Here is a 25,928-nt window from a genome sequence, read left to right as displayed (position 1 = left end):
ACAATTCCATGTTGCGAAGGGTAGCCTGGTGGTTGTCCGGTTCAGATCCCAATTCAGATCGACGCTTCGAAAGGAGGACTGCCGACCCACAGTTCTGCGAAATTCTGCGCCGCCGGACCAGGTCCGAGAATACGATCGAGTTCGGCCGTCTGAAGCCGCCGATGAAAATCGGCGTTGTGGTCGAAACGATGAAACAACATGACCATCGCGTGGGAAAACTGCACATCCTTCCACACCTGCTTCAGAGCAATGTCGGAATAGGACAGCAGCAGGTCATCCTTGTCGTGTGCATAAAACCGCTCGAAAGCACGAGCAAGAATGTTGGCATCGGACACCGCGAGATTAAGCCCCTTGGCGGCGGACGGCGGCACGATATGTGCGGCATCTCCGGCCAGAAACAGTCTGCCTTTCTGCATCTTTTCGGCAACGAAACTCCTCAGGTGGACAATGCTCTTCTCGATAACGGCGCCGCCGTTGACTTTCTCGGGTCGGCCTTCGATACGAGCTTGCAAGAGATCCCACATTTGCGCGCCAGACCAATTGTCGGCCTGTGCATCAGGCGAACATTGCAGGTAGATTCTTGAAACGCTGGGCGAGCGCATGGTGAACAATGCGAGCCCGGACTCGTGGCTGGCGAAGATGACGTCCCGGGAAATGGGCGACATTTCAGCCAGCACCGCCAGCCAGGCGAACGGATAAGCGTGCGAGAAAAACTTGAGGGAATCAGCGATATGTGGGCGACAGATACCGTGGAAACCGTCACAACCGACGATGAAGTCGCAATCGAGCACCTGTTGTACGCCGTTGAGTTTGAACGTCACTGAAGGTGTATTGGCGTCGGCATCATGAATCTGCACATCGGCCGCGTCGAATAATAGTGGATAGTCTGTTTTCAACCGCGCAGCAATCAGATCCTTGATGATTTCCTGTTGGCCGTAGATGGTGACGGTCCGACCGGTGAGTGCTTTAAAGTTCAGTTCGCGTGTCGCGCCCTCATAATGAAACTGCAACGTAGAATGCACCATGCCTTCAGACGCAATTCTCGAACCGACACCACTCTCAGTCAGGATTTTCACCGTTGCTGGCGTGATCTGACCTGCGCGACTACGGCCTTCTACATACTCTTTGGGACGACTCTCGACGATGACATTGTCGATACTCATAAGAGAAAGAAGTTGCCCCAACATCAATCCGGCCGGGCCTGCTCCTACGATTGCAACCTTTGTCCGCATGGGTTTGTCCCTCTGTGTAATAAGGTTTAAGACGACTCAGTGACAGTTGTTAATTGTTTTGATGACTGCCAGTTTGCGCGCAGGCATTCTTTTTACTCATCTTTTCCGGGTAATGAGTTCACTCATGTACTGATTCAAGTCACGCAGATCGTTGATGCTCCAGGCATGCGGAGCAATTTTCACGTTGTTTTCTCGCAAGGTTTTTGGAATCAGGCTTCCACTCGGGCGAAGAATGACCGATGAAACAATCACGCCGGGATAATCATTGAGCCGCTTCTTGAAGGCGGACGTGGTCAGGTCAGGCGTCGGCGGATTGCTTTTTTTCGCCAACGGCCCTGTTCCTTTGATATCGGCGCCATGGCACACGGCGCATCGCTGTGTATAAAGATTCTTTCCATTGGCATTATCCGCATAGGACAACGACGACTGAAAAACAGATAAAAAACCAAGCAGAACAACAGGTAATATCTTCATTTGCATTTATTTTATTCAGACGAACAAACCTATCCGCTCTTTTCGAAAGTCATGAGCGGCGCACAGTTACTCACGACAAAGACATGCCGTGGACAATTAATCAGTTCAGTTGGTTATCAGTCGGAAACGCGCAGGTCCACACTCGGAATGTGATTGCACTCGAACAGAACAGAAATTGAAAGTGCGCGAGATTGCCCTGTAAAAAAGGCGCACGCAGGAGAGGATGCATGAAAGGCCGTGATATGAAACATGTCATTCCCTTGAATTGGTTTTCTTATTCCAATGAGTACTATCCTTAGTCACGGATGCTAATTTCCCACTTGTTACAAGACATGTCAAGATTCAAAAGTCACAATTTCATCTATCTAGACCACCCCACTGTCTCATAACCCCCATCGCCACACAGGCTCACTCAAACGCTCGGCAAAAAAGTCCGATACCGCCTTGATTTTTACCGGCCGGGTGCGGGCCGAGGGGGTGACGAAATACAGGCCGCCACGCGCCATGCTCCATTGCGGCAGCACCACGACCAAGCGCCCATCGGCCAGGTATTCGCTGGCTATGAATTCCGGCAGTTCGGCAATGGCCAGTCCTTCAAGCAACACTGGCAATAACGCATCGGAGTTGGTCACCCTTAACGGGCCGCTGGGCACCACGTCTTCTTCGGTGCCGTCTTTATGGGTGAACCGCCACACTTGGCTGCGGGCTCGATAGGCATAGCTCAGGCATGTACGGGTCGCCAGTTCGCGGGGGTGGCTGGGGTGGCCGTGGGCAGCTAGATACGCCGGTGAGGCAACCAGGTATTGGGTGACCGCGCACAGATGCCGCGCAACCAGGGACGAGTCCGGCATTACGGCAATCCGTAGTGCCGCATCGAAGCCCTCGGCGATCAGGTCTACCGAAGCGTCTGAAAGGTGCAGGTCAATCGACAGCTCGGGATACAGCCGGATCAACTGCGGCATCAGCGGTGCGACCCAACGCAGTCCAAACGACATGGGGATCGCCAGGCGCACTTGACCGCGGGGCTGGATCGATAACGCCTGAGCCTCGCTTTCCACCGCTTCAGCCTGCCGATAGATCTCCCCTGCCCTGGCCGCCATGCTTGCGCCGAATTCTGTGAGGGCCAGTTGCCGCGAGGTGCGGTTGAACAAGCGTCCACCCAGGCGCTCCTCCAGCCGCGCGACCGCCCGCGATACCGTAGGCACCGACACGCTCATGACACGCGCCGCGCCGGCGAACGAGCCCTCTTCGGCCACCTTGGCAAACATCGCCAACCCTTCGAAATCTGGAAGCTTGCTCATTTCATTTCTGCAACGATAGATTTCAGACAATTCTATTTTGAAACTCTTACCTCGTCGATAAGCTTCTCCCACATCACAAGTCACTCAATCGAAATACGGGAGAAACACCATGACGAACAAACTCGAAGGCAAAATTGCATTGGTTACCGGCGGCACTACCGGCATCGGCTTGGCCACTGCAAAACGCTTCGCTCAAGAAGGCGCTCACGTCTACATCACGGGCCGTCGCCTAGCCGAACTGGACGCCGCCGTCGTCGCTGTCGGCAATGCCACCGGCGTGCAGGTGGATTCCTCCAACCTCGACCAGTTGGACGCGTTGTACCGCCAGATTGGCGCGACCCACGGCCGCATCGATGTGCTGTTCGCCAATGCCGGCGGCGGGTCCATGCTGCCACTGGGCGAAATCACAGAACAGCAGTACGACGACACCTTCAATCGCAACGTAAAAGGCGTGCTGTTCACGGTGCAAAAGGCGCTGCCGCTGCTGGCCCCCAAGGCCTCGGTGATTCTCACCGGCTCCACGGCAGGTAGTTCGGGCACCGCCGCCTTTAGTGTCTATGCCGCGTCCAAGGCCGCCGTGCGCTCATTTGCACGCAACTGGATTCTGGATTTGAAAGACCGCCAGGTACGCATCAACACGATCAGCCCCGGCGCCACTCGCACGCCTGGCCTGGTTGAATTGGCCGGCCCCGATGCCGCTCAGCAGCAAGGCTTGCTCGACTACATGGCGTCGCTGATTCCAATGGGACGTGTCGGTGAAGCCGAAGAAATCGCCAGCGCAGCGTTGTTCCTGGCCTCGGATGACGCCAGCTTCGTCAACGGTATCGAACTGTTTGTCGACGGCGGCCAGGCGCAAATCTGACCACTCAGCGAGCGACTGCCATGGGACGGCGCTTATAGCCTTTCATCAAACGCGGCCCACTGCTATCAACGAAACGGCGTTATTGGCGTTAAACCACACTAGCAGTGGACCAGCCGCAGGTAAGGAGCACGCATGACCCAAGCTTTCAACATCAGCGATCTCACCAAGCACTCCGTGCCCGACGATTTGCAGGTCACGAGCGCCAGTAGCCGGGTCAGCAAGAACCCGATCGAACTCATCGTGCAGGGTACCCCTGGCAGTGATTACCTGCGCGGTGGGCTGGCCAACGAGCTGTTGATGGGCGGGGCCGGCAACGACCAGATAGTCAGCGGGGGTGGCAATGACGTGATGGTCCCCGGTGCCGGATTCGACACCTTGTACGGTGGCGCCGGCAGCGATGTATTTCGCTTCGATCGCATCGGCGACAGCTATATCAAGGCCGGAAGCGAGTTCACCGATGCCATCAGCTATTTTGATCCCGCCCACGATGTGCTCGACCTGTCAGCTCTGGGCTTTAGCCATCTGGGCAATGGCTACGGCGATACCCTGCACATACGTAGCGAGCCACTGCGCGGCATCTACATTTTGGAAAACTACGAGCAAGACCATAATGGCCGGCATTTTGCCGTGCAGTTCCTCTCCAACAGCGGCCTGATTACCGATGCCAACTTGCAACCGCTGATCACCGGTACCTCGCACGACGACCTGCTAGTGGGAACCAACGCTGGCGAAACCATCAAGGCCGGCGCTGGCCGCGACACTATCGAAGCGAGTGCAGGCAATGACCGGCTGTTCGCAGGCGCCGGCGGCGACACACTGAGCGGCGGCGCGGGTGCCGACACCTTTGTGTATAACCAGCTCAGCGACAGCTACCGCAACGATGCCAGCGGCAGCTACAGCCGCCGCGACCTGATCACCGATTTCAATGGCAACGACCATGACATGATCGACGTGTCCGCGCTGGCCTTCACCGGGTTGGGCAACGGCTACAACGGTACGTTGAAGGTGGTCCTCAACCTGGCGGGCGACACCACCGCGCTTAAATCACTGGAGGCCGATGCCAACGGTAACCGCTTCGAAATCCTGCTCAGTGGGAACCACGTCAGTGAACTAAATACCAGCAGCGTGCTGTTCGCCCCGCCCGGTAATGCGACAACTGTGACCACCCCGCAGCCGATCACACCGATGAATCTGGCCGGCGACGATAAGGCCAATACCCTGTATGGCTACTGGGGCGACGATACTCTGGCCGGCGGTGCCGGAAACGACACCCTTGAGGGTAACGCTGGCAACGACGTGCTGCCCGGTGGGTTGGGCGCGGACAAGCTCACCGGCGGTACAGGCAACGACCGTTTCGTGTTCACCAGCAGCGGCGACAGTTATGCAGGCAGCAGCGACCTGATCACCGACTTCATCTGGGGCGAAGACAAGCTCGACGTCTCCGCGCTCGGCGTGACCGGGTAGGGCGACGGCCATGACGGCACCTTGCGCATGACCTACGATGAAATCAACGAACGCACTTACCTGCGTAGCAGCGAGCCAGGTGCCGATGGGCACGCCTTTCAGGTCACGCTAGCCGGATTCGATTACACGCGATTGATCACCAATGCCGACCTGGTGGTTGCCGGTACGACAGAGATCGGGCTCATTGGGCACGCCACTGTTGACTACTTGAGCTAGCCCTTCCCTCACAGCCAGCCATCAGCCCCCACCTTTAGTTCAGGCGACGGCTACGGTGTGGGGGGGCTGACCGCAGCTACGAGTCGAAAGCAGGCGTCTGAAATCGTCCGTTTTTGGCCAGAAGCAGCCACTTGTAAACGGCAGTTCCGCATTGAATCAGGCAACCGTCGATCAATCTCGCGGGGTCTGGACAGTCGAATTTCCAATGCTCGCGAGAAAAATGCCGGTATCCCGATTAGAGCGCAGACAAACCACGCGGCAAGCTGATGGCGCTGTTGCAATAAGTTGCTGCATCTTTTCTCGCGCTGATTTTCTCGTCCGCCACATGAATCTAAAAAACTCCGGCAGGTTCATCAGCAGTTCGGGGCAGTTTTCCGGCAAGTCAGGCCGAGACTGACCGCGTTGAAGTAGGGTTCTGCGCAGTACGCGCAAGAATCGAAGCGTCGCCGAACGATCAATCCATATTAAGAGATCTGTACGGGCCCGCCGGTTGTCCCAAGTGGCTGAATGGCGACCTTCGAATATCCAACAATCTCGGGCCTCTACATCGAGACAAAGTTTTGTCTTCTCGTCCCGACTTCGTTCGATCCACCCTGGCTGCCAGTGAATAGTGTCAATATGAACGACCGGCAAACCCGTGCGCTGACCAAGCTCACGCGCCAAAGTGCTCTTGCCTGACCCAGGTTGACCAACAATCATCACCCGTTGCATCGAAGCTCCTTTTCGCTATGCAAGCTGATTTTTTGGGGGTGGCAATTTTACGTCAATGCCTATCTCGGTCAACAACAAGCGGTCAGCATGACAGGCAGCTTCTGGCCGATTTCTGCCAATATTTATCCGCCCCAAACGACCAATTCATATCGGTCACGAATAGCACCCAGGCAAAATCTCGAGCGCCCCCCACTCTTCAGTGACGTATTTCAATACCACAAACCCGCTCTACCCTAAAACCACTCAGGAACCGCGCTGAGCCTCTTGGCGCAGCGCATCAAGCTGTTGCTGTGCATGGGCAGCCTGGCAGTAGGCGTTGAGGATATCTGCAATCTGGTCGCAATCCAGGGTGATGCCTTCATGCACCAGGCCGGCAGACAGGATGCGGATCTGCGGCTGGGGCTTTTTGAGGGCCATGGCCTGGTTGCCGAATATCTGTCGCGCGGAGCGATGAACAGGCAGGGGCGCATCGGCACGCAACATCAGTTTCTGCTCCGTCAGCCAGCCTTCGTCATTGATGGAGACGTCGACAATGTCCAGCAGATCCACCGGTGCGCTCAGCGTGTCCGCAAACAGCTGGCGGCGGGTCAAGCGCATAAACACGTGTTGCCCGGCGTTGCGGTGCTGCCAGGTGATCAATGCAAACACCACCGCCATCACCGCAGCACACACGGCCAGGCTGGTGGCCCCGCTATTCAGGGCGTACCCCAGCAAGCCCAGGGCAACCAGCAAAAACAGCGGGCTGCGCACCTTGTAGCGGCGCGAGTTAGTGAATTCGGTCTGCTCGGGTACGCGCTGGATAACCTGCTCGAGTTCGGCGATCGCACGCTCGCGCTGGGCGTCGCGGGAGTCGGCGTATTCCTGGCTGAGTGCGCTGGCGAGATCCGACAGCGGATCCGAAGGTTGGGTCATGGATCATTCTCCTTGGACAGTGGGTATCGGCGGTGATACGGGCTGCGTGGCAGCCGACGACGCCGTATGGGTGAGTTGGCTGAACCAGTGTCGGTCGTGTTCGGTGGGTACGCGGGTGGCCTCGGCCAGCAGCGCGTCATCCAGGGTTACGCCCAGTTGCTGGAGGCGGAGTGCCGTCGGCGGGTGTGTATCGAACGGGTGCGCGATGGTGTGGTTCAGCGCCGCGTCGTTCAGGCGCAGTGGCGTGTGTCGCAGGTGGTCGGCCAGGGCCTGGATCAGGTTGGAGTGGCGCTCGGCGAGCAGCGTGTTGATTTCAGCGTCCAGCGCGATCACCCGCAACAGCGCCTGGCAGAACAGGCGCTCACCGCCGATGTTGCCGCCCACCCGATCCGCCGCCAATTCCTGAGCGCGGCCCCAGTGATGCACCGCCAGTTGAAAGTAATGCAGGAAACGTTGCGTCATCCAGATCGCCGGGCGCTCGATCCAGGCCGGGTCGGCATCCTCGGCACGGATAAACGCAAAGTGCAGGCACATCAGGCTGAAATGCGCACCGATCTCGCTGCCCCGCTCGGTGTCACGGCTACAGAAATGGCCCAGCTCATGACCGATGATCGACGCGGCCTCGGCCTGGCTCAGGGTCGAGAGGTAGGTCAGCGGCAGGTAAAGGGTGCGCCCGCGGAGCAAGTCGCCGGCCGGTTGCAGGGCCACATCAACGCTGGTAACGAAAAACGATTGGTCGATGCCCACCACTATATGGTCGGGCACCGGCGCACCGGTGACTGTGGCCAGTTGCTCAATCCATGCCCACAAGGCCGGGGCTTTGTCACGCCCCATCCGGTGCCCCAGGAACGCCGAGGATGGGCTATCCAGCGCGTGCCATTGCTGGCGCAGACGCCCGATCAACAGGCAGCCCGCCCATAGCACGGCTATCAGCGGCACCGCCACCAGCAGTATGAGCCAGCCACCGGCTTTCAAATGGCTCCAGCCCCAGCTCAGCTCATACAACAGACTCAGGGCCAACGCGCCCATCAACAGCCCGGCGTAAGCCGCCAGCCAATGCCCCAAGGCACGCCAGCAGAGGAACAGGCGGTCGTAGAGAAAATCCCTGGACTTCAGCGCACGCCAGGCATCCAGCCTCAGCTTGAGCCACGTCGCAGGCCCGGCCACCAACGCGGCGAGGGCCAGCCAGTAGGCCAACCCTGCCAACACCTGACGCACGCGGAGCCAGGCGTAGTAGCCGCCGATATTCTGTGCTTCGCGCAGCACGTCATCGACGCGTCCGCTTTGCACACTGGCCCAGGTCATGAGCACCACCGGCAGCAGCAATATCGTCAGCGGCCACGACCACCGCGCGAACCGGCTCATGGCTCAATTGGCCTGCAAATAATCGGTCAAAAACGCCTGTGCATTGCCTTGGCTGGACAGGAACTCGTCATAGCCGACATTCAGCGCCTGCGATTCGCCAGGCAGGTACAGCTCGCCCCAGCCTTGTTGCAGCACCAGTACCACGAATTTCTGGCCGTCCACGGTGGTGGAATAGCGGGTGTCCTTACTGGTCTTTTCTACGGTCATCTTCTGGATCTTCATGTTCCAGTCGTGGTCGACACCCTCCAGCTGCACCAGCGCCTGATTGTCATTGCGCGCACCGATGCGCAGAGTCCAGACTTTCACGCCGCCTTCGCCGGCATAGGCCAGCACTTTTTCTGCGACTTCCGGGCGGTTTTCAGCCTGGGCGCCACCCGCGATCACGGCCAGAGCCAGGCACAGCAGCGCTGCCCACTTGCGATACATCAACATTTAGGGTTTCCTCGGCAGTTCAAAGGCCACCATTGAAATCAACGCTCAGGCGCCTGCCAAGCGGCGTGGCCGTGGCGCACAACAATAAGGCCGTGACGCACAACAAATGATCGGGCTGCCCAATGTCGATATCATGCAACGCTGCCCACCAGCCCTGACGGACACTTTGCCAATGGACCGCCGCAACCCCTATCTGGACACGCACTTCTGCTTCGATCACCCAGAGGCCCTGAACCAGGCCGGTGTATTCGATGAAAGCGCGCGGCAGGTCATGGGCAGCGCGATCGGCCATTACCGCGCGCAGACGCTGCGGTCGCAGCTGCAGTATTTCGATTGCGATCTGCAATTCCCCGAACCGTTGCGCATCCACAAGGTGCTGCCCGACAGCGTGTGCATCGTGCAGGTACTGGGTGGGCAATGGCAGCATCGGGTTGACGGTCGGCTAAATGAATACACGCCCGGCGCGCCGCATGTGCTGGGATTGAGTGAAAGTATGGAAGCCATGGACCAGATGCCTGCCGGCAGCCGTGCGCGCATGGCCGGGCTGCGCATCGGCGGCGACTATCTACGCGAATTGGCTGAAGAAGACCCGTCACTGCAATCGCTGGCCAGGCTGCTCGACGATGGCATGCACTTCTCCGAACTGCGCGGCTGTCGCGCCATCGGGAGTTTGTTCGAGCGCCTTTATCACTCACCCTACCAGGGCGCCTTGGAACGGCTGAATCAGGAGAGCCTGAGCCTGGCCGTGCTGGTCGAGCTGGCGATGCACCTGGCGCCACAGCCAGCTGAGCAGGTGGCCACGTCGCGCAGCCATTCGGACCTGGCACACGAAGCACGCTTCAAGCTCGACGCCAACCTGATGAACCCACCTGGCACTCCGGCGCTGGCACGGGAACTGGGCGTGGGTGAAACCACCCTGAGACGTGCCTTTAGCCGGGTGTACGGCCAGTCGATGCTCGATTACGTGCGCCAACAGCGCCTGGAACTGGCGCGCACTCTGTTGCGCCAGCGCAAATGGCACGTGGCGCAGATTGCCCACCGCCTGGGCTACTCCAATCCTGCCAATTTCAACCATGCCTACAAGGCGTATTTCGGCCATCCGCCAGGGGCTGAAGTCTGAGGTCGGCGACACTTGCTCTGTCGCCCTGCGCATCCATACGTCCGCTTTTGGCCGGTTAGCGACCGTCGCTCTGATTAGCCATCCTTTTCTTTCCACACGTGGAGGACTTGTCATGAACATCATCGCTACCTGCAGCCGTCAGCCCCTGGAACAAAGGAAAACTAGTCGGGCAGAAAGCCCCACTCCGACTGAGAGATATCTGGGCCATGCTGGCCTGGCGAGAGCTGCTCGATCTCCGCGTCTTGGAACATCAGTGAACTCGGCACCCTACTTGCCCAGCACGTACTGACCGAAATTATTGATCCAGGCGTTGAAACGTGATGTGCCAAACAGCATCGACGCGCTGATCTCGCCGAGGTTTCCATAGGTTTTCAGCTGTTCGTTGGACAGCTCAATATGGGCGTCTGCGCGGTCGTAGAAGGCGTGGTCGGTGGCGTCGGCCATGATAAGACTCCGATAAGCAAATGAGGGGCGTCATTGGAGCATATCCCACGGCTGGATTGCAGATGCCTGACCTCTACGCGAAGGAACGGTGAAGCCCGCCTGATCTAAGTGCCCCCCTCTCCTGCCTTCCATGCAGCCACATCAGAAATCAACAGTGGCCGATACCTTCAGCGTGCGCGGCGCACCTTGGGTCAGATAACCCCCATTGGCCGAGGCCCAGTAATTTTCGTCGGCGACGTTCTCCAGCATTGCGTTCAAGGTCAGGGCGCGGCCATCCAGGTGCGTCCGATAGCGGGCGCCCAGGTCGACGCGGGTCCAGGCGGGGATGCTGTATTCGTTGGCGCTGTCCACGAATTGGCCGCCGGTGCGCAGTAGCAGGCCGTTCAGGCTCACCCCGGGCAAACCTGGCACATCCCAGTCGGCGCCCAGATTGAACTGGAACAGCGGCACACCCACCGCCTGGTTGCCATCGTCGCGACCGCCAGCGGTGCCGCGCAGCTCGGCTTTGGTCCAGGTGGCGCCGCTCAGCAGGCGCAGGCCGTCCAGCGGCTCGCCGAACATGCTCAGTTCCACGCCGCGATTGCGCTGCTCGGCATCCACCCGGTAGTAGCCGTCGCCGCCGAGCACGCCCTGGGGCTGCTCGATGCGGAACAGGCTAAGGCTGCCGCCGAAGGTGCCCCAATCCAGCTTGGCGCCCACCTCCGTCTGCTTGGAGCGATAGGGCGCGAACATCTCGCCGTTATTGAGCGCGGCGACCGGTGCGGTCGGCCCCTGTTGCAGAGACTCGACGCGGTTGGCATAGAGCGACAGGTACTCGGTGGGCTTGATCACCAGGCCATAGGCCGGCGTGGTGATGCTTTCCTGGTAGCTGGCGGTGCGGGCACCGCTGGCCGCGCTCCACGCATCAGCGCCGATGGATTGGCGGCGCAGGCCCAGGGTCAGCAGTACGCGGTCGTCGAGAAAGCCCAGGGTGTCGGACACCGCCAGGCTGCGGTTCTGTACTTTGGCGACAGTGTCCGGGTCGTGGATGTCGCCGGAAATGCTGGTGGCCGGCGGCTCGGCGACGGGCTGGCCCGCATACAGATTGCCGAAGCCACGACTGCCCGCCGCGGTGGACTCGAACGCGTTACGCTTCTCCTGCCAGATGCCGTTGGCGGCCAGGTTGATGCGATGGCTGACCGGCCCGCTCATGAGTTCGCCGCGCAGCCCCGTGACGGCGCTCAGGGTCTCTTGGTCCAGCGGCGAATAGAGGCGGCCGATACGTGCGTCGCCATTTTCGCCGTAGACGTAGTTGGAGGCGTATACCCCGTTCTCCCGTGTGTATTTGCCGCCTGCGCTCAGGTAGGCGGTCCAGCTGGGCGACAGGTCGTATTCGGCGCTGAACATGCCATAGGTGTCTTCCAGTTGCGACCAGCTCCAGGGCTGCGCGTAGTTGTGGTCTGAGTCCGGTGCCGACGGCGTCTTGCCGTTGAGCGTGCTGGTAGGCCCCGTCGTAGTCAGATAGACCACCGAGCGCCCCTCATTGACCCGTTGCTTCTGGTACCCGACATCCGCAGACAAACGTAGATCGTCACTGCGATAGTCCAGGCCGAGAGTGGCCAGGCTGAAGCGCGAGTGTTCATCGTCCACCGCTGTCTCGCCCTCACGCTGGGCCAGGTTTACTCTCAGGCCAAAGCGGTTGTCCTCGCCGAAGCGCTGGCCCAGGTCGAGGTGCCCGCCCACTCGGCTGTCGCTGGCATAGTCCAGGGTGGCGCTACGGGTGGGAGTGTCCTCGGCACGCTTGGACACCACGTTGATCGCCCCGCCGACACCGCTGGCCGACGGCGATACACCATTGACGAAGGCGTTGGCGCCCTTGAACACTTCGACCCGCTCGACCGACTCGGTGGAAATGATCTGGCGCGGCAAAATGCCGTACAGCCCGTTGAAGGCAATATCGTCGCTGAACAGTTGAAACCCGCGCACGACGAACACCTGGGAGAAGTTGCCAAAGCCGAACGACTGCCGCACGCCCGGATCGCTGGCCAGCACATCGGCCAGGGTCTGCGCCTGGCGCTTCTCGATCAGCTCGGAGGTGTAGCTGGAGAAAGCGAAAGGCACATCCTGCATGTCCTGGTTGCCCAGCACGCCGATGCGCGCACCCCGCGCCGCTTCCCCGCCGGCGTACTCGGCCGGCAGGTCGACACGGCCTTCGGTGGTCCCACTGATAGTGATCGATCCCAGCTCCAACGCGCCCTGCTCCGGCAGCGGCACCAGCGTGAAGGTGCCGTCATCGCCGGTCTGGAAGGTCAGGCCGCTGCCCGCCAACAACCGCTGCAGGCCGTCGATCACCGAATAATCGCCCTTGAGCGCCGGCACCACACCGCTGCCACGGGTCAGGCCGGCGTCATAGAGCAGACGCACGTCGGCCTGCTCGGCAAAATCGGTGAGCGCCGCGTCGAGCCGCTGGGCAGGCACGTCGAGCGCGACGGCGTGCGCCTTTGCAGCTGCCATGGCCAGGGGTAGAACGGCTAGCGCCGCGAGGAAGGAAGTCGACCGCATGCTGATGTCCTTGGCTATCAATACGAAGAAGTCGCATTTGCAGGAACGGAAGACGTAGGCGGCGATGATTTCTGAACCATCGCCGCCTAAATATTTGCTTTTTTTCTTGAGGGGCCAGGTGCGACGCGGGTCTCAGTGGCGTGAGGCGACCAGAATCAACCCCGGCAAGCGCACCAGGCGCACAGGCAAGGTGCTCTCCACGGCACTCAATACCGCCTGTGGATCGTCCAGGGCGAATACACCGGTCACCCGGAGCGTGCGAGCGGCTTCGTCGACAAACAGCACCCGTGCAGATTGGCTGCGCTCGAGCTCGGCGAACACCTGCTCGAGCGGCCGGTCGCGTAATACCAGCTTGCCGCGCTGCCAGCTCAAGCGCTGGCGCGCGTCCAGTGCCTGCGGCGCCTGCAACTCCGCGCCGCGCCACTGCACCTGCTGCCCGCCGACCACCGGCAGCGGCTCGCGCCCGTCGCTGGAGGCCAGCACTCGGCCCTCGCTGACCGCGAGGTCGACACCGCCCTCCTCCAGCCGCACATCAAAGCGTGTGCCGGTGACGCGTATGCGCGCCTCGCCGGCACTGACAATGAACGGCCGGGCCGGGTCATGGGCGACCTGGAAGTCCGCCTCGCCGCGGTACAGCCTGACCTCGCGGCGACCGTCGACAAACTCCCAGTCCAGCGCCGAATCGCCGTTGAGGGTCAACAGCGAACCATCAGTCAGGCGCAACTCGCGCACCTCGCCCGGTCGGGTGCTGATATCGGCATACAGCCCGATCCAGGTACCGCGCGGTAACCACAACGCGAGCAACAGCATCGCGGCGCAGGCCAGCGGCGTCGCCCAGCGTCGATGACGACGTACCACGCGTGCCTGAGGTTGCTCCGCCGGACGTTCTATCTGGCCGAGCAACGACCACAGCCCTTCCACCTCACGCGCCGCCTGCTCGTGCTCGGGCGCCGCCTCGCGCCAGGCTTGCGCGGCATCGCGATCGGTAGCGGTGGCACGGCCGGAATGCAGCAGCACCTGCCATTGCCGGGCCTGATCGAGTAGTGAAGGATGAGTCACGGCTGCGGGTCCATTTGCTGCTGGCAGTGTTCGAGGGCCTTCAAGATATAGCGTCCGGCCATGCTTTCCGAGACCCCCAGGCGTTCACCGATCTCACGCTGGGTCAGCCCGTCCAGGCGATTCCACAACAACGCCTGGCGCAGGTGCGGCGGCAAATCCTGAACGACGCGCTGCAGTCGCTCCAGGCGCTGGGCGTCGCTTACCGCTCGCTCCGGACCCGGCTGGGCACTGACCAATTCGATGGATATCTCCTCCTCGATGGGGCGCGCTTTCTGCTGACGGCGGTAGTCAATGATCAGGTTGCGTGCGATGCGATAGAGGAAGGCGCGAAGATTGCCGATCTCCTCGCCGGACGCTCGCCGGCGGAAGCGCAACCAGGTCTCCTGGCGCAGGTCGGCCGCCAGCTCTTCGCACTTCACCTGCCGCGTGAGGAAGCGCAGCAGTTCGCTCGAATGGTTTTCGAACTGGCCGTCGGCGGAATGAGGATCGGAGGGCCGGGACACGCAAGCGACTCGAACGGGAAAGAGCCGCGATGTTATATAAAATGATAATGATTTGCAATTGCTGCGATGTTCGCGCCTCGCCCTTTACCTGCCGCAATGGGCGAGGCTTATTGCACTTAGGCTGAAAATTCTCGTGCCAACGTCTATGGTAGACAGTTGCAGCTGCGTTCAGCGTCTGAATGGCGCGTCGCAGTGGTGGCACTTTGCGGACTTCACGCCTGACTGGAGCATTTCATGACCCCGCATAGCACGCAGGCAACTCCCAGCGAACTTGCAGCGTTCGTCAACGACCACTTTTCGGGGCGCGGGATCCGGCCGGACGGCGTCATCGCCCAGTCCTGGTACCGCAGCGTCGTTGAGCACCGCCTCGACCCTGGCGCGGCAAGCCGCAAGAACATCCTCAGCGCCGAGGACATCCGTCGCCATCAGCAACACCATCAGCAATACCTGGCCATCGCCAGCCAGGGCGTCAGCGGACTGGCGCGACGCGTGGTGCCGGCCGGCTTTGCGGTGCTGTTGAGCGACGAATACGGCATTACCTTGGATTCTCGGTTGCCTAGCCAGCACGATGCCTACACCCAATCAGGCTTGGTGGTGGGCGCGAGATGGGACGAATCGGTGGTGGGCACCAACGGCATCGGTACCACGCTGGCAGCGACGCAGCCATTGATCATCCATCGTGACGAGCATTTCCTGGCGGCCAATTCCCGCCTGAGCTGCTCGGTAGCGCCCATCTTTGATGCCCAGGGCCTGTTGCGCGGTTGCCTGAATGCGACCTGCATGAACAGCGACGGTCCTCGGGAAAGCCAATACCTCACCTTGCAACTGGTGATCATGTACGCGCGCATGATCGAGAATGCACACTTTCGCCAGAGCTACCGCGACCGTTTGACCCTGTCTCTCGTACCCATCGATGAGATCGCCGACCTGGGCAATGAACAATTGCTCGCCCTGGATGAAAGCGGGCGCGTCATTGGGGCCAACCGGGCCGCGTTTATCGCCCTGGACGCGGCCGACACACCAGCATTGATCGGTGCCTCCATCGAGCGCCTGCTCTCGATCACCGTGGATGAGCTGCTCCAGCTCACCAGCGGCGGCGCCCGTGGCGTGCGTCTGCGGGGCCCTCGGCACGAATCCCTGCTGGACGTCGGCCTGCGTATCCCCTCTGAACGGCACCGTCCGCTCCCCGTCGCCCGCCCTGCTCTTCGGGCTCACCCGGATCTTCAGCAACTCGCCGGCCTGGATGCCCGGCTGCAGCAAAACACCCAGCGTGTGCGCAAGGTGATCGACAAGGGCATACCGATCCTGATCACCGGTGAAACCGGCACCGGCAAGGAGGCGTTTGCCCGTGCGATCCACCATGCAAGCCATCGCCGCGCCGGGCCTTTCGTGGCGTTGAACTGCGCGGCGATCCCCGAGACGCTGATCGAGAGCGAGCTGTTCGGTTATCGCGCCGGCAGCTTCACGGGCGCTAACCGAAAAGGCATGAAGGGCAAGCTGGAACAGGCCAACGGCGGGACGTTGTTTCTCGATGAGATCGGCGACATGCCTGCCCATTTGCAAACCCGCTTGCTGCGGGTGCTGGCGGAGCGAGAGATTTCGCCGCTGGGGGCCGAGGCGCCGGTGACGCTGGATGTTCAGGTGATCTCGGCCACTCACCAGGATCTGCATGCGATGATCCGCGACAAACACTTTCGCGAAGACCTGTTCTACCGCCTGGCCGGCATGAACCTGGCGCTGCCGGCCCTGCGCGAGCGCAGTGACCGAGCCGAACTGATCGATACGCTGCTCGCGGCCCAGCCCGGCGCCCAAGGGTTACAGCTTGACGCCGATGCCCGCCAATGCCTGCTTGATTACGCCTGGCCCGGCAACATTCGTCAGTTGCTCAATAGCCTGCGCTACGCAGTCGCCCTGGCCGAAGGCGGCGTGATTGATCGGGAGTGCTTGCCCTGTGAATTGCTGGCGCCGCAAAAGCCGTCCCCGTCAATCAGCGCCGTCGCGCAGGCCAACCACCTGGAGGCGCAACTGGACGGTGAGGAGTCCCGCCACTTGCTCGGTACTCTGCGCCGGCATCGCTGGAACATCAGCGCCGCCGCGACGGACCTGGGCATCTCGCGCTCGACGCTGTATCGCAAGATGAAAAAGCACGGTCTTGTCGCGCCCAACGACCTGCCCTGACAGCGGGTCCCGCGGCCAATGAAAATGCCGGCGCCCGTTGCAGGCGTCGGCATTTTCCAGGGGCAGACTATGGATCAGATCTGAATGTAGACCACGTGGGTGTGGGTGTACTCATACAAGCCGTGTTTGCCGTCCGCGCCGCCAATGCCGGATTTGCGCGCCCCCGCATGGAAGCCCTGCATCGCTTCAAAGTTCTCGCGATTGATGTAGGTCTCGCCGAAATCCAACTCATTGCTGGCGCGCATGGCCGCGCTCAGGCTACGGGTGTAGACCGAGGATGTCAGGCCGTACTCGCTGTCATTGGCCAGGGCGATGGCTTCGTCCAGGTCCTCCACGATCTGGATCGGCAACACCGGGCCGAAGATTTCCTGGCGCATGATCGCCATGTCGCTGCCACAGCCAGCCAACACCGTTGGCTGATAATGAAAGCCCGCGCCCTTGTCCGCCACCGCCCCGCCCGTGACCACTTCAGCGCCCTGCCCTGTGGCGGTCCTGACCATCTGCGCGACTTTGTCCAGCGCGGCCTGGTTGATCAGCGGCCCCATGTCCAGGTCGTCTTCAGCCAGCGGGTCGCCGTACCGGGTCGCGGCCATCGACGCGGCCATCTGCTCGATGAACTGATCGGCGACCTTGCGTTCGACGTACACCCGCTCGGCGCAATTGCACACTTGTCCGGTGTTGATCACCCGCGACGCAGTGACGGCCTTGACCGCCAGTTCCAGGTCGGCGTCCGCGAGCACGATGGCCGGCGCCTTGCCGCCCAGCTCCAGGTTGAGCTTGGTGATGTTCGGCGCCGCTGCGGCCATGATCCGCGAGCCGGTATCGACGCTGCCGGTGAAGCTGATCAGGTCGACGCCGGCGTGACGGGTCAGGCGTTGCCCCGCAGTCGCTCCCGTACCGCTGACCACATTGAATACCCCGGGCGGCAGGTCGGTCTCGGCCACCAGGCGGGCAAACTCGAAGCAGTTGATGGGGGTTTCTTCGCTGGGTTTGATCACGATGGTGTTGCCGGTCACCAGCGCGGGCGCCATCTTGCGAGCGATCAGGAAGAACGGGAAATTCCACGGCAGAATGCCGGCCACTACGCCCAAGGGCTTGCGCAGCAGGAAGATGTTTTCGCCGACACGGTCGCTGGTCAGCACCTCCCCTTCAAGACGCCGTGCCCATTCGGCCATGTAATCCAGGTAATCGGCGGTGAAGTTCACCTCCACCCGCGCCAGTCCCAGCACTTTGCCTTGTTCGGCAGTGATGAGGTGGGCAAGTCGTTCGGCGTTGTCGCGCACTTTGCTGGCGATCTTGCGCAGGTAACCTGCGCGCTCGATGGCCGGACGGGCCGCCCAATTTTTCTGCGCGTGGCGCGCCGCGGCAATGGCCGCTTCAACCTGCTCGCCGCTGGCTTCGGGCACGCGTGCCAACAGTTGATTGTTGGCCGGGTTGCGCACTTCGATGCTGGGGTCGCTGGGAACGAAGGCATTGGCGATGAAGTTCTGGTAATGGATGATTTCGGTCATGTGCTTGCTCTCGCGGACAGTGTCGAAAACGATGCAGCGGCGCCCCGCCCCTGCATCACGGGTATTCATTGGGCGCTGAAGGTCTTCCAGACGCCGCCTTCCTGCTGCAGGTCGTGGGCGCGCTTGATCAGGTATTGGTGGATCTGCTCCACCTGCTCCGGCGTGAAGGCGTCGGCAAAGGACGGCATGCCGTCAGGCACCCGGCCGCCGTAGAGAATGCCGAGGAACAACTGGTGTTTTTCCGGCGTCAGCTTGCGCAGGTCCGGCAGCACGCCACCGCTGACCGCATGAATGCCATGGCACTGCGAGCAGTAGCCGTCATAGAGCTTGCCACCCGCGTCCACCGCGACGGTGTCACCGGTCAACGGCGGCGGCTTAGGGGTCTCGGCAAGCGGTGCTGGCTCGTTGAGTTTCGCGGTGCCACCCAGTTTGTAGGTCAATACCTGGGAAAACGGACGGACCCCGGCGCGCAGCGACAAAGCACCGGCAAAGGTCGAGAAGGCTCCGCCCCAGCCGGCCATGAAGGTGACGTATTGCTCACCGTCGACACTGTAGGTAATCGGCGCGGCCATGACGCCGCTGGCCGCCGGTTGTTCCCACAGCTTCTTGCCGGTATCGGCGGCATAGGCTATTACCCGGCCATCGGCGCTGCCCTCGAACACCAGGTTGCCGGCCGTGCTCAAGGTGCCGCCGTTGAAGATCGTCACATAGGGCACTTCCCATGCCGGCTGCTGCTTGACCGGGTCCCAGGCGATCAGCTTGCCAGACCAGCCCTTGGCCATTTCCAGCAGCCCGTCAGCGTTTTCCGGCATCATCCCGGTGCGCAGGCCCAACTGATACATGCTTTTGAATGGGTTGCGCTTCGGCGCCTCGGGGATGTGCTCGTAATAGGCGGACATGATGTGCGCCGGGATGTACACCAGCCCCGTGTTCGGGTTGAACGACATCGGCTGCCAGTCATGGGCGCCCCAGAACGCAGGCGTCACCAGTTTGCGCTTGCCGTCCTTCCAGTAGGCGGCGTTCTCGTCATCGACGATGGGCCGGCCCGTCTTCATGTCCATGCCCTTGGTCCAGCTCTGCGGCACGATGCCCTTGGCCGACAACAGCTCCCCCGTGGCGCGGTCGATCACATAGAAGAAGCCGTTCTTGGGCGCTTGCATCAACACCTTGCGCGGTTTTCCATTGATCGGCAGTTCCGCCAGGATCATGTGCTGGGTGGCGGTGTAGTCCCAGGCATCTCCCGGCGTGGTCTGGTAGTGCCAGACGTATTCTCCCGTGTCGGCATTGACCGCGACGATCGAGGACAGGAACAGGTTGTCACCCTTGGCCTGGCTGCGCCATTTCGGGTCCCACAACGAACCATTGCCCACGCCGATGTACAACAGGTTCAGCTCAGGATCGAAGGCAAAAGAGTCCCAGGCGGTGCCGCCGCCACCCTGCTCGACGAACGCGTCGCCGTGCCAGGTCTTGGCGGCGATGGCCATGGCCTTGTCTTCCGGCGGCAGCTTGGGGTCGCCCGGTACGGTATAGAAGCGCCAGGCCTGCTTGCCGGTTTCTGCATCGTAGGCGGTGACGTAGCCACGCACGCCGAATTCAGCGCCGCCGTTGCCAATCACCACCTTGCCGTTGACCACCCGAGGGGCACCCGTGATGGTGTAGCTGCGCGCGTGATCGGCCCGGGTGTCCACCGACCAGGCGCGCTGGCCGGTCCTCGCATCAATGGCTTCCAGGCGCCCATCGAGCACGCCCACGTAGACCTTGCCCTTCCACACCGCAACACCGCGGTTGACCGCATCACAGCAAGCCTCACCGGCGCGGTTGCGGTCGGACTGTGGGTCATACTTCCAGATCAGCTTGCCATTGCGTGCATCCAGGGCGTACACCACCGAAAACGGCCCGGTGGTGTACATCACGCCGTCGACCACGATGGGCGTGGCTTCGACACCACGGTCAAGATCCAACTTGTAGCTCCACGCCAGGCCGAGCTGGCTGACGTTCTGGTCGCTGATCTTGTTGAGCGGGCTGTAGCGTTGCTCATCGTAGGTACGACCGGTGCTCATCCAGTTACCGGGTTCCTGGTTGGCGGCAATGATCCGCTTGCCATCGACATTGGCCGGCATGTCCTGCGCCCAGGCCGGCATGACGCTCAGGTTCAGAGCTAACGCGACGAACAGGCTCTTGAGCGGAGCGCCGATGGGCGCGGTTCGGGGGGCGGGAGGCACGGCGAGACCAAACTGTGTCATGGGGAACTCCTGATTCTTATTAGTAGCGAAGCCATTGCGCTGCGCAGGGGGACAAGAGCAACCCCTGTGCCAGCCTTCGCCAAAGACCTGCAAGCCACGTCATACAAGGCTTGCAAGCCGGATCGCTGACTGCGTCAACCTGCGACAGGTGTCGCACCCATGGGGCATCTGTCCCACCCTTGGCACACTTGGGTTTTATTAATAGGAATGTGGTTAAAATCCGATCGCCCCACGACAGTCGCCACAGGAACCCGCTAAATTAGCGCCTCCAGACCTGATGAGGTTCTGCGTCATGCCTTTAGAGTCCGATGTCTTTTTCAACCGCCGCGAGCAACGCGGCGCAGACCTGCTCGTAGAAGTGCTTCGCAGCGAAGGTGTGCGCTACGTCTTCGGCAATCCGGGAACCACCGAACTGGCTTTGCTCGACGCCCTCTCAGGCGCCCCGGACCTCCAATACATTCTCGGCCTGCAGGAGGCCTCAGTCGTCGCGATGGCCGACGGTTATGCGCAGGCATCCGGTCGCCCCGCCTTCGTCAACCTCCATACGGCCGGTGGACTGGGCAATGCCATGGGCGCAATGCTCAACGCCAGGATGGCGAACACGCCGCTTGTCATCACGGCAGGTCAACAAGACACGCGACATGGCGTGACCGACCCGCTGCTCCACGGAGACCTCGTCGCTCTCGCCCGGCCGAGCGTCAAATGGGCGGAGGAAATTCATCATCCCGAACATATCCCGATGCTGCTGCGCCGTGCGTTTCAGGACTGTCGCACGGGGCCGGCCGGCCCGGTTTTCCTTTCCCTGCCGATTGACGTGCTGGAGCAACACACGGATGTCACGGTAGGCCCACCATCGCGAATCGAGCGCGGTGCCGTGACCGGGGCGATTGAGGAACTGGCCGCTGCCCTGGCGAACATCACCCCCGGTCGCCTGGCGATTCTCGTGGGAGAAGAAGTGATCCAGTCGCGCGCGGAATTTGAAGCCGTGAGGCTTGCCGAGGCACTCGGCGCGCCGGTCTACGGGCCGTCCTGGCCCGGGCATATTCCGTTCCCGACGGCTCATCCGCAGTGGCGGGGAACGCTGCCTGCAAAAGCTTCCGATATCAGGGAGACGTTCTCCGACTTCGACGCGGTCTTCCTGCTCGGCGGCCATTCGTTGATCAGCTATCAATACTCCCAGGGCCCCGCTATCCCTTCTCACTGTCGCCTTATCCAATTGACCAGCGATGGACACCAACTGGGCAGAGTCCACGAGACTGCGCTAGGGCTGATCGGCGATGTAAGACTTTCCTTGCAAACGCTGTTGCCGATACTGGACAAGCGATTGGCGCCACACCGGGAGACCATCGCGACGCTGCGACACGTTGCGAGCCAAGCACGCGATGCACGTCGCGCCGACGTCGCCGCTCGCTTCAGTCGTGAATTCAGCGCGCCGGTGACGACACCTTTCGTGGCTGCCCACGAGGCCGTCCGGGCCATCGGGCCGGACGTCTGGATCGTCGACGAAGCACCCGCCACGATTCCCCATGTCCGCGCCTGCCTGGATTCCCATTCGGCCCGCCAGTATCTTTTTACCCGCAGCGCCATCCTCGGCTGGGGCATGCCGGCGGCTGTCGGAACATCGCTTGGCCTGGACCGCAGCCCGGTCGTGTGTCTGGTCGGTGATGGCTCGGCCATGTACTCACCGCAGGCACTCTGGACGGCGGCGCATGAACGGTTGCCGGTCACGTTCGTTGTGATGAACAACGGCGAATACAACATTTTGAAGAACTACGCTCGTGGCCAGGCGCACTACCTGAATGCGAGCAGTGACCAGTTCATCGGCATGGACCTGCGCGATCCGGCGATCGATTTCCTGGCCCTCGCCTCTTCCCTGGGGATCGCTTCGCGCAGGATCGAGCGCGCCGGCGACATTGCCGGCGCGGTGGAAGAAGGTATTCGTTCAGGCGTCCCGAATCTCATTGAATTGCCGATCATGGCCTGAAGATTGCCCAACCTCGAAGCACATCCACCGCGCTGAAGAAAACGACATCAAGCGGCAGGCGGCCCACCCCGACCTTTATTGGTGAAGCCCTTACGGCCCTCAGCTATCCCAAAAGTGAGTCGATTTCCCTGGGGGATTTGAGCTGCGAGATGCCCTAAGCACCGCGGCTTCGAACTCGGCGATCATCCGGTCCCGATTATCAGCGACCAGCTTCTTGACCATGGCCGAGTAGGGTTTCGAGGGGGCAGTCCGGGCTTGCAGTTCAGCGAAAATGTTCTTGGCTTCATCGCGCAGGTGTTGGAAGAATGGTTCGCTGTGATCCATCGGGGCGGCTTTCTTGAGCGCGTTTTCCGCCTTCATCAACTGGTTCTGAACCTCCAGCATCAGCTCGGTGCGCGCCTCCACCAGGTACACTCGGTTCAAGCCAAATATTTGATAGGTGGCAAGTCCGTAAGGGTCCCAGTCATTCCCCACTTTCAGCGGAGCAATCAGACTCAGGCCCCGTTCGACGATCCATTGCAGGTGCATATCCGGGTTACGTTGAGTGGGGTCGATGAGGCAGGCATCCTCGGCCTTCAGATCATCGCCTTTAGCCATGGCACGCTGCCCACGAATCGGGAAGGCATCATATTTGCCGAGCTTATAGGCGCTCCCCTGCATTTTTTGCGTGTAGGGCTGTTCAGCCGTGAAGGTTTGAACTTCATGGTACTCAGAACTATTGCAGTGGATACAGCTGGGCAGCAGATTGGTCCAGTCGGACGCCAGCCACCAGTAGCCCGTATGGCCAGGATGGTCGATCACCCGGTTCTTGGGCCGAAAGTGTTCGACCTGAACGGGGCCCACCGCTTTGTAACTGGATTCGCAATAGGCACATTTTTTATGGAACAGCGTATTCAACGCCTGCCTTACGTCTTTTGCCCCATAGGCCTTGAAGTTGAATTTCTTGGATTTTTTAGCTTGTTTGGCCGTCTTCCCCTTGGCTTTGGCATTCGTTTTCGCAGGCGCCGGCTGAGTGGCTCGGGCCGCATAAAAAGCGGCCGCTCGGGTACGCTCCTTGGCCGCCGGGCTGTTCAATTCGGCAAGCGATAAGGGCTCGTCGACATCCTCGCGCTTAACATAAATCATTGTCCGGCCTCGCCAGCTTCGCGAAGCGTCTCCAGGATCAGGCGTACCGATTCCTCACGCACTTCTGCCCGGTCAAGCCGATTGGAGTGAAACTGTTCGACGATGTGCCGGCGCAACGCTTCATTTACGACTTGGCGTTCCGGGGTGTCGCCAATCATCGAGAACGCCTCCAGCCGCTCGGAGAACTGCTCTTGTGGCTCAAGGCTACGGGATTCGGAAAGCAGCAACTGATCGATACGCCGAAGGGTCTCGGGCTCGGCGGTACTGGCGAGGCCGAAGTATTCGGACGTCAACAGTTGCTCGGCCCGCATGGCACTGACATCGGGCAACCCGGTCATTTCAACGACGGCCCGGTCCTCATCGCGGACCAGTACATGCACTTCACCATCGAGCATCCCCCTCAAGCAAAGCGGATCGTGGGTGGTGAAGATGAACTGGACCTGCGGCAACGCACGACGCAAGGCGCCAACCACCTGCATTTTCCAGCGTGGGTGCAGATGGATTTCGATTTCGTCGATCAGCACGATGCCTCGTGAGCTCTCCAGGTCACCCCAACGCTTCACCATGTTGCGGATGATGTCCAACGCCATGGCGAATAACGATCGGTAGCCATCGCTCAACCTCGACAGTGGTATGTCTTCGCCGTGCTTGCTGATCATCAGCCCGGAGCGCTCCGTGCGAATGATTTCATCTTCGTCCGTCAGGTTGAGGATTTCCCGAAGTGCTCGGGCCACCGTTGGAAAGATTTTCTCGTCAAGTGATTCGAGCCAATCGGCCGAATGTGGCAGCACGCGTTGTTTGTTGAATAATGAAACGATGCTCGAGACTGGCTTGATGTTCTTGTAGTTCGTCGGTTGTTCGCTGAATTGTCGATGGGCACCATAGCCAAGCACCAGCGCGCTCTCGAAAGACACATCGTGGATCTCGCCACCCCGCAGGATGTGCACTTCATTGAAGCTGCCGTCGTCAAATTCGATCCGGATACTGGCCTGAGTCGCGCCTTTGCTGCCGGAGAGCTGTTGCCAACCCTGGTCTGCGCGGCTTTGCGGCTTTCGAAGAAAGGCATCGAAGTCTGTCTTGACCTGGTTGCGCAAATGCCGACCCATTGTGCCCAAGGCAATGGCCTGGAGCAGAGAGCTTTTGCCCACCGAATTCTCCCCTAGCAGCACCACCGCCGGCGCGATGCCCTGCTCGGCCACGGACCGACTGGAAAAGTCCAGGGTAAAGCGTTTGAACCCTTTGAAGTGTTTGATATCGATCGAGCGGATACGGGCAAACTTGGTCGTCTGCACCTCGCCCACCGCGTCGACGAGATCCGACCGCAGAATGCGCCGGGGCTCGTGCTCAACCTTGAGGTGATCGATGAACCGGCGCCACATCGGCGGATTGCAGAGGCTGATGAAACCTGCCAACTCACTGAAAAATTCAGCTTCGCGTGGCAGTGTGCTCCTCTCTGAGGTCGCCAGCAACGAGTCACTGATCCAGATCCTGACCGCCCCGACATGAGCACGGCGATCATCCAGCCGGTTCTCGATCTCGGCGAGGATTACTGCATAGTCCCTGCCGCGCAGTTTTTCGAAGAAGACCACCCACTCAGAAAAAATGGCGGCACGTCGACCGACCAGCTCGCTTCGATTGAGCTTCAAGACGTCGATCGTTTCCTTGCCGCGATCGTTTTTGCCCAGGCAGATCCCTTCGACGGTGAATGCCAGGTGCTCAAAAGGCTGGTCGTTCGAGGGGTCAATCAGGACGGGGCGCTCTTGATCGGCCAGCGCCAGCGGGGTAAAAGGCGCGACACGCTCGTGTTGCGTGGGGAACTGAGAACTCTTGTAGCGCGCACACACGGAACAGGCCAATACCAGGTTGGCCCATTCATAGGCATACCAGGCGTAATGGTCAGGGCTCGGAGTGGCCGAATAACCCAACCGATTCTTGGCGTTGAGCAGTGGACGGTGGTGATGGACTTCGAAATCGAAGGGGCCGGTCTCTTTCTCGCAGTAACCGCACTTCTCATGGAAGGCCGCGACCAGCGCTGACTTTACTTCCCGGGAACTCCATTTTCGTCGGTTCAACTTTGGGCGTCGGGTCAGCCGAGAGGCAGTTGCCCTATCAAAGTGCTCCCGCAGGAGCGCCATTTCATCGACCAACGCCTCGGCTGTGAGCGAAACAGGTGTACTGCTGGGATCCCGCCAAACAAATCTCAAAGTCAGTTCCTTTTAACTTTAGAAGGCATAAAGATCCATCAACCATC

Annotated in this window: 20 protein-coding genes and 2 pseudogenes; 7 read left to right on the top strand and 15 right to left on the bottom strand. The window is 60.8% G+C overall.

The features are described 5' to 3' along the window. Window positions 1-53 precede the first annotated feature (53 nt). The 3 genes from AD664_RS03770 to AD664_RS03765 form a co-directional block, all read right to left on the bottom strand. On the bottom strand, window positions 54-1,232 hold the full coding sequence (locus tag AD664_RS03770) for a 4-hydroxybenzoate 3-monooxygenase (RefSeq protein ID WP_053144499.1): 1,179 nt from the start codon (window positions 1,230-1,232) through the stop codon (window positions 54-56). Window positions 1,233-1,328: 96 nt separating this feature from the next. Continuing rightward, window positions 1,329-1,706 carry a c-type cytochrome gene (locus AD664_RS26805; protein WP_072394801.1) on the bottom strand — a complete coding sequence of 126 codons (378 nt, stop codon included), beginning with the start codon at window positions 1,704-1,706 and terminating at the stop codon, window positions 1,329-1,331. A gap of 383 nt (window positions 1,707-2,089) precedes the next feature. After that, window positions 2,090-3,007 (bottom strand): LysR family transcriptional regulator, encoded by a 918-nt coding sequence (locus AD664_RS03765; RefSeq protein ID WP_053144497.1) that lies wholly within the window; start codon window positions 3,005-3,007, stop codon window positions 2,090-2,092. A gap of 109 nt (window positions 3,008-3,116) precedes the next feature. Here AD664_RS03765 and AD664_RS03760 point away from each other — a divergent pair, with 109 nt between their 5' ends. The 3 genes from AD664_RS03760 to AD664_RS27785 all read left to right on the top strand — a co-directional run bounded on the left by AD664_RS03760 (window position 3,117) and on the right by AD664_RS27785 (window position 5,549). Next, the gene (locus tag AD664_RS03760; protein WP_053144495.1) at window positions 3,117-3,869 is read left to right on the top strand and encodes an SDR family NAD(P)-dependent oxidoreductase; all 753 of its coding nucleotides are present in this window, start codon (window positions 3,117-3,119) and stop codon (window positions 3,867-3,869) included. A gap of 132 nt (window positions 3,870-4,001) precedes the next feature. After that, window positions 4,002-5,333 (top strand): M10 family metallopeptidase C-terminal domain-containing protein, encoded by a 1,332-nt coding sequence (locus AD664_RS03755; protein ID WP_256206996.1) that lies wholly within the window; start codon window positions 4,002-4,004, stop codon window positions 5,331-5,333. A gap of 27 nt (window positions 5,334-5,360) precedes the next feature. After that, on the top strand, window positions 5,361-5,549 hold the full coding sequence (locus tag AD664_RS27785; RefSeq protein WP_256206995.1) for a hypothetical protein: 189 nt from the start codon (window positions 5,361-5,363) through the stop codon (window positions 5,547-5,549). 171 nt (window positions 5,550-5,720) lie between these two features. Here AD664_RS27785 and AD664_RS27780 read toward each other — a convergent pair whose 3' ends face one another. The 4 genes from AD664_RS27780 to AD664_RS03740 form a co-directional block, all read right to left on the bottom strand. Further along, window positions 5,721-6,260 (bottom strand): AAA family ATPase, encoded by a 540-nt coding sequence (locus tag AD664_RS27780; RefSeq protein ID WP_083454125.1) that lies wholly within the window; start codon window positions 6,258-6,260, stop codon window positions 5,721-5,723. A 243-nt stretch (window positions 6,261-6,503) separates the two neighbouring features. Beyond that, window positions 6,504-7,172 carry a hypothetical protein gene (locus tag AD664_RS03750; protein ID WP_053144493.1) on the bottom strand — a complete coding sequence of 223 codons (669 nt, stop codon included), beginning with the start codon at window positions 7,170-7,172 and terminating at the stop codon, window positions 6,504-6,506. A 3-nt stretch (window positions 7,173-7,175) separates the two neighbouring features. Beyond that, window positions 7,176-8,537, bottom strand: coding sequence for a M48 family metallopeptidase (locus tag AD664_RS03745; protein WP_053144491.1), 1,362 nt, complete (start codon window positions 8,535-8,537; stop codon window positions 7,176-7,178). A 3-nt stretch (window positions 8,538-8,540) separates the two neighbouring features. Beyond that, on the bottom strand, window positions 8,541-8,969 hold the full coding sequence (locus tag AD664_RS03740) for a hypothetical protein (RefSeq protein WP_053144490.1): 429 nt from the start codon (window positions 8,967-8,969) through the stop codon (window positions 8,541-8,543). Window positions 8,970-9,141: 172 nt separating this feature from the next. Here AD664_RS03740 and AD664_RS03735 point away from each other — a divergent pair, with 172 nt between their 5' ends. Then, window positions 9,142-10,089: an AraC family transcriptional regulator gene (locus AD664_RS03735; RefSeq protein WP_053144727.1), complete on the top strand. Its 948-nt coding sequence runs from the start codon at window positions 9,142-9,144 to the stop codon at window positions 10,087-10,089. Between the two features lie 112 nt (window positions 10,090-10,201). Continuing rightward, window positions 10,202-10,298, top strand: a pseudogene (locus AD664_RS27460) (integrase); the annotation flags it as partial. Between the two features lie 94 nt (window positions 10,299-10,392). Here the strand turns inward: AD664_RS27460 and AD664_RS26795 are convergent. From AD664_RS26795 to AD664_RS03720, 4 genes and pseudogenes are all read right to left on the bottom strand, one after another. Next, window positions 10,393-10,533, bottom strand: a pseudogene (locus AD664_RS26795) (DUF3144 domain-containing protein); the annotation flags it as partial. 141 nt (window positions 10,534-10,674) lie between these two features. Next, on the bottom strand, window positions 10,675-13,074 hold the full coding sequence (locus AD664_RS03730) for a TonB-dependent receptor (RefSeq protein WP_053144487.1): 2,400 nt from the start codon (window positions 13,072-13,074) through the stop codon (window positions 10,675-10,677). A 132-nt stretch (window positions 13,075-13,206) separates the two neighbouring features. After that, the gene (locus tag AD664_RS03725; RefSeq protein ID WP_053144485.1) at window positions 13,207-14,133 is read right to left on the bottom strand and encodes a FecR family protein; all 927 of its coding nucleotides are present in this window, start codon (window positions 14,131-14,133) and stop codon (window positions 13,207-13,209) included. Beyond that, the gene (locus tag AD664_RS03720; protein ID WP_042731766.1) at window positions 14,130-14,636 is read right to left on the bottom strand and encodes an RNA polymerase sigma factor; all 507 of its coding nucleotides are present in this window, start codon (window positions 14,634-14,636) and stop codon (window positions 14,130-14,132) included. The genes AD664_RS03725 and AD664_RS03720 overlap by 4 nt, the downstream gene beginning before the upstream one ends. A gap of 234 nt (window positions 14,637-14,870) precedes the next feature. Here AD664_RS03720 and AD664_RS03715 point away from each other — a divergent pair, with 234 nt between their 5' ends. Then, window positions 14,871-16,814: a sigma-54-dependent Fis family transcriptional regulator gene (locus tag AD664_RS03715; RefSeq protein ID WP_053144483.1), complete on the top strand. Its 1,944-nt coding sequence runs from the start codon at window positions 14,871-14,873 to the stop codon at window positions 16,812-16,814. 74 nt (window positions 16,815-16,888) lie between these two features. Here the strand turns inward: AD664_RS03715 and aldA are convergent, their stop codons facing one another. Next, window positions 16,889-18,325: an aldehyde dehydrogenase gene (gene aldA / locus AD664_RS03710; RefSeq protein WP_053144725.1), complete on the bottom strand. Its 1,437-nt coding sequence runs from the start codon at window positions 18,323-18,325 to the stop codon at window positions 16,889-16,891. A gap of 65 nt (window positions 18,326-18,390) precedes the next feature. Next, complete coding sequence (locus AD664_RS03705; RefSeq protein WP_157061535.1) at window positions 18,391-20,568, bottom strand: PQQ-dependent dehydrogenase, methanol/ethanol family; 2,178 nt, start codon at window positions 20,566-20,568, stop codon at window positions 18,391-18,393. A gap of 292 nt (window positions 20,569-20,860) precedes the next feature. On the opposite strand from AD664_RS03705, the gene AD664_RS03700 reads away from it, so the two are divergent. Next, on the top strand, window positions 20,861-22,552 hold the full coding sequence (locus AD664_RS03700; RefSeq protein ID WP_053144721.1) for a thiamine pyrophosphate-binding protein: 1,692 nt from the start codon (window positions 20,861-20,863) through the stop codon (window positions 22,550-22,552). Between the two features lie 99 nt (window positions 22,553-22,651). Here AD664_RS03700 and AD664_RS03695 read toward each other — a convergent pair whose 3' ends face one another. Together AD664_RS03695 and AD664_RS03690 are read right to left on the bottom strand one after the other, a co-directional pair. Further along, window positions 22,652-23,677: an HNH endonuclease gene (locus tag AD664_RS03695; protein WP_053144481.1), complete on the bottom strand. Its 1,026-nt coding sequence runs from the start codon at window positions 23,675-23,677 to the stop codon at window positions 22,652-22,654. Further along, window positions 23,674-25,881: an AAA family ATPase gene (locus AD664_RS03690; RefSeq protein WP_157061534.1), complete on the bottom strand. Its 2,208-nt coding sequence runs from the start codon at window positions 25,879-25,881 to the stop codon at window positions 23,674-23,676. Before AD664_RS03690 ends, AD664_RS03695 begins: the two co-directional genes overlap by 4 nt. Window positions 25,882-25,928 lie beyond the last annotated feature (47 nt).

It is taken from the genome of Pseudomonas sp. P97.38 (assembly GCF_001269745.1).
GTDB classification, from domain to species: Bacteria; Pseudomonadota; Gammaproteobacteria; order Pseudomonadales; family Pseudomonadaceae; genus Aquipseudomonas; species Aquipseudomonas chlororaphis_E.
Note: the sequence above shows the minus strand (reverse complement) of the source record. Positions and strands in the feature narration are given on the sequence as shown.

What these genes read in the sequence shown, in the direction of transcription:
- AD664_RS03770 (WP_053144499.1), bottom strand. Translation starts at nt 1,232, where the DNA reads ATGCGGACAAAGGTTGCAATCGTAGGAGCAGGCCCGGCCGGATTGATG.
- AD664_RS26805 (WP_072394801.1), bottom strand. Translation starts at nt 1,706, where the DNA reads ATGAAGATATTACCTGTTGTTCTGCTTGGTTTTTTATCTGTTTTTCAG.
- AD664_RS03765 (WP_053144497.1), bottom strand. Translation starts at nt 3,007, where the DNA reads ATGAGCAAGCTTCCAGATTTCGAAGGGTTGGCGATGTTTGCCAAGGTG.
- AD664_RS03760 (WP_053144495.1), top strand. Translation starts at nt 3,117, where the DNA reads ATGACGAACAAACTCGAAGGCAAAATTGCATTGGTTACCGGCGGCACT.
- AD664_RS03755 (WP_256206996.1), top strand. Translation starts at nt 4,002, where the DNA reads ATGACCCAAGCTTTCAACATCAGCGATCTCACCAAGCACTCCGTGCCC.
- AD664_RS27785 (WP_256206995.1), top strand. Translation starts at nt 5,361, where the DNA reads ATGACCTACGATGAAATCAACGAACGCACTTACCTGCGTAGCAGCGAG.
- AD664_RS27780 (WP_083454125.1), bottom strand. Translation starts at nt 6,260, where the DNA reads ATGCAACGGGTGATGATTGTTGGTCAACCTGGGTCAGGCAAGAGCACT.
- AD664_RS03750 (WP_053144493.1), bottom strand. Translation starts at nt 7,172, where the DNA reads ATGACCCAACCTTCGGATCCGCTGTCGGATCTCGCCAGCGCACTCAGC.
- AD664_RS03745 (WP_053144491.1), bottom strand. Translation starts at nt 8,537, where the DNA reads ATGAGCCGGTTCGCGCGGTGGTCGTGGCCGCTGACGATATTGCTGCTG.
- AD664_RS03740 (WP_053144490.1), bottom strand. Translation starts at nt 8,969, where the DNA reads ATGTTGATGTATCGCAAGTGGGCAGCGCTGCTGTGCCTGGCTCTGGCC.
- AD664_RS03735 (WP_053144727.1), top strand. Translation starts at nt 9,142, where the DNA reads ATGGACCGCCGCAACCCCTATCTGGACACGCACTTCTGCTTCGATCAC.
- AD664_RS03730 (WP_053144487.1), bottom strand. Translation starts at nt 13,074, where the DNA reads ATGCGGTCGACTTCCTTCCTCGCGGCGCTAGCCGTTCTACCCCTGGCC.
- AD664_RS03715 (WP_053144483.1), top strand. Translation starts at nt 14,871, where the DNA reads ATGACCCCGCATAGCACGCAGGCAACTCCCAGCGAACTTGCAGCGTTC.
- aldA (WP_053144725.1), bottom strand. Translation starts at nt 18,325, where the DNA reads ATGACCGAAATCATCCATTACCAGAACTTCATCGCCAATGCCTTCGTT.
- AD664_RS03705 (WP_157061535.1), bottom strand. Translation starts at nt 20,568, where the DNA reads ATGACACAGTTTGGTCTCGCCGTGCCTCCCGCCCCCCGAACCGCGCCC.
- AD664_RS03700 (WP_053144721.1), top strand. Translation starts at nt 20,861, where the DNA reads ATGCCTTTAGAGTCCGATGTCTTTTTCAACCGCCGCGAGCAACGCGGC.
- AD664_RS03695 (WP_053144481.1), bottom strand. Translation starts at nt 23,677, where the DNA reads ATGATTTATGTTAAGCGCGAGGATGTCGACGAGCCCTTATCGCTTGCC.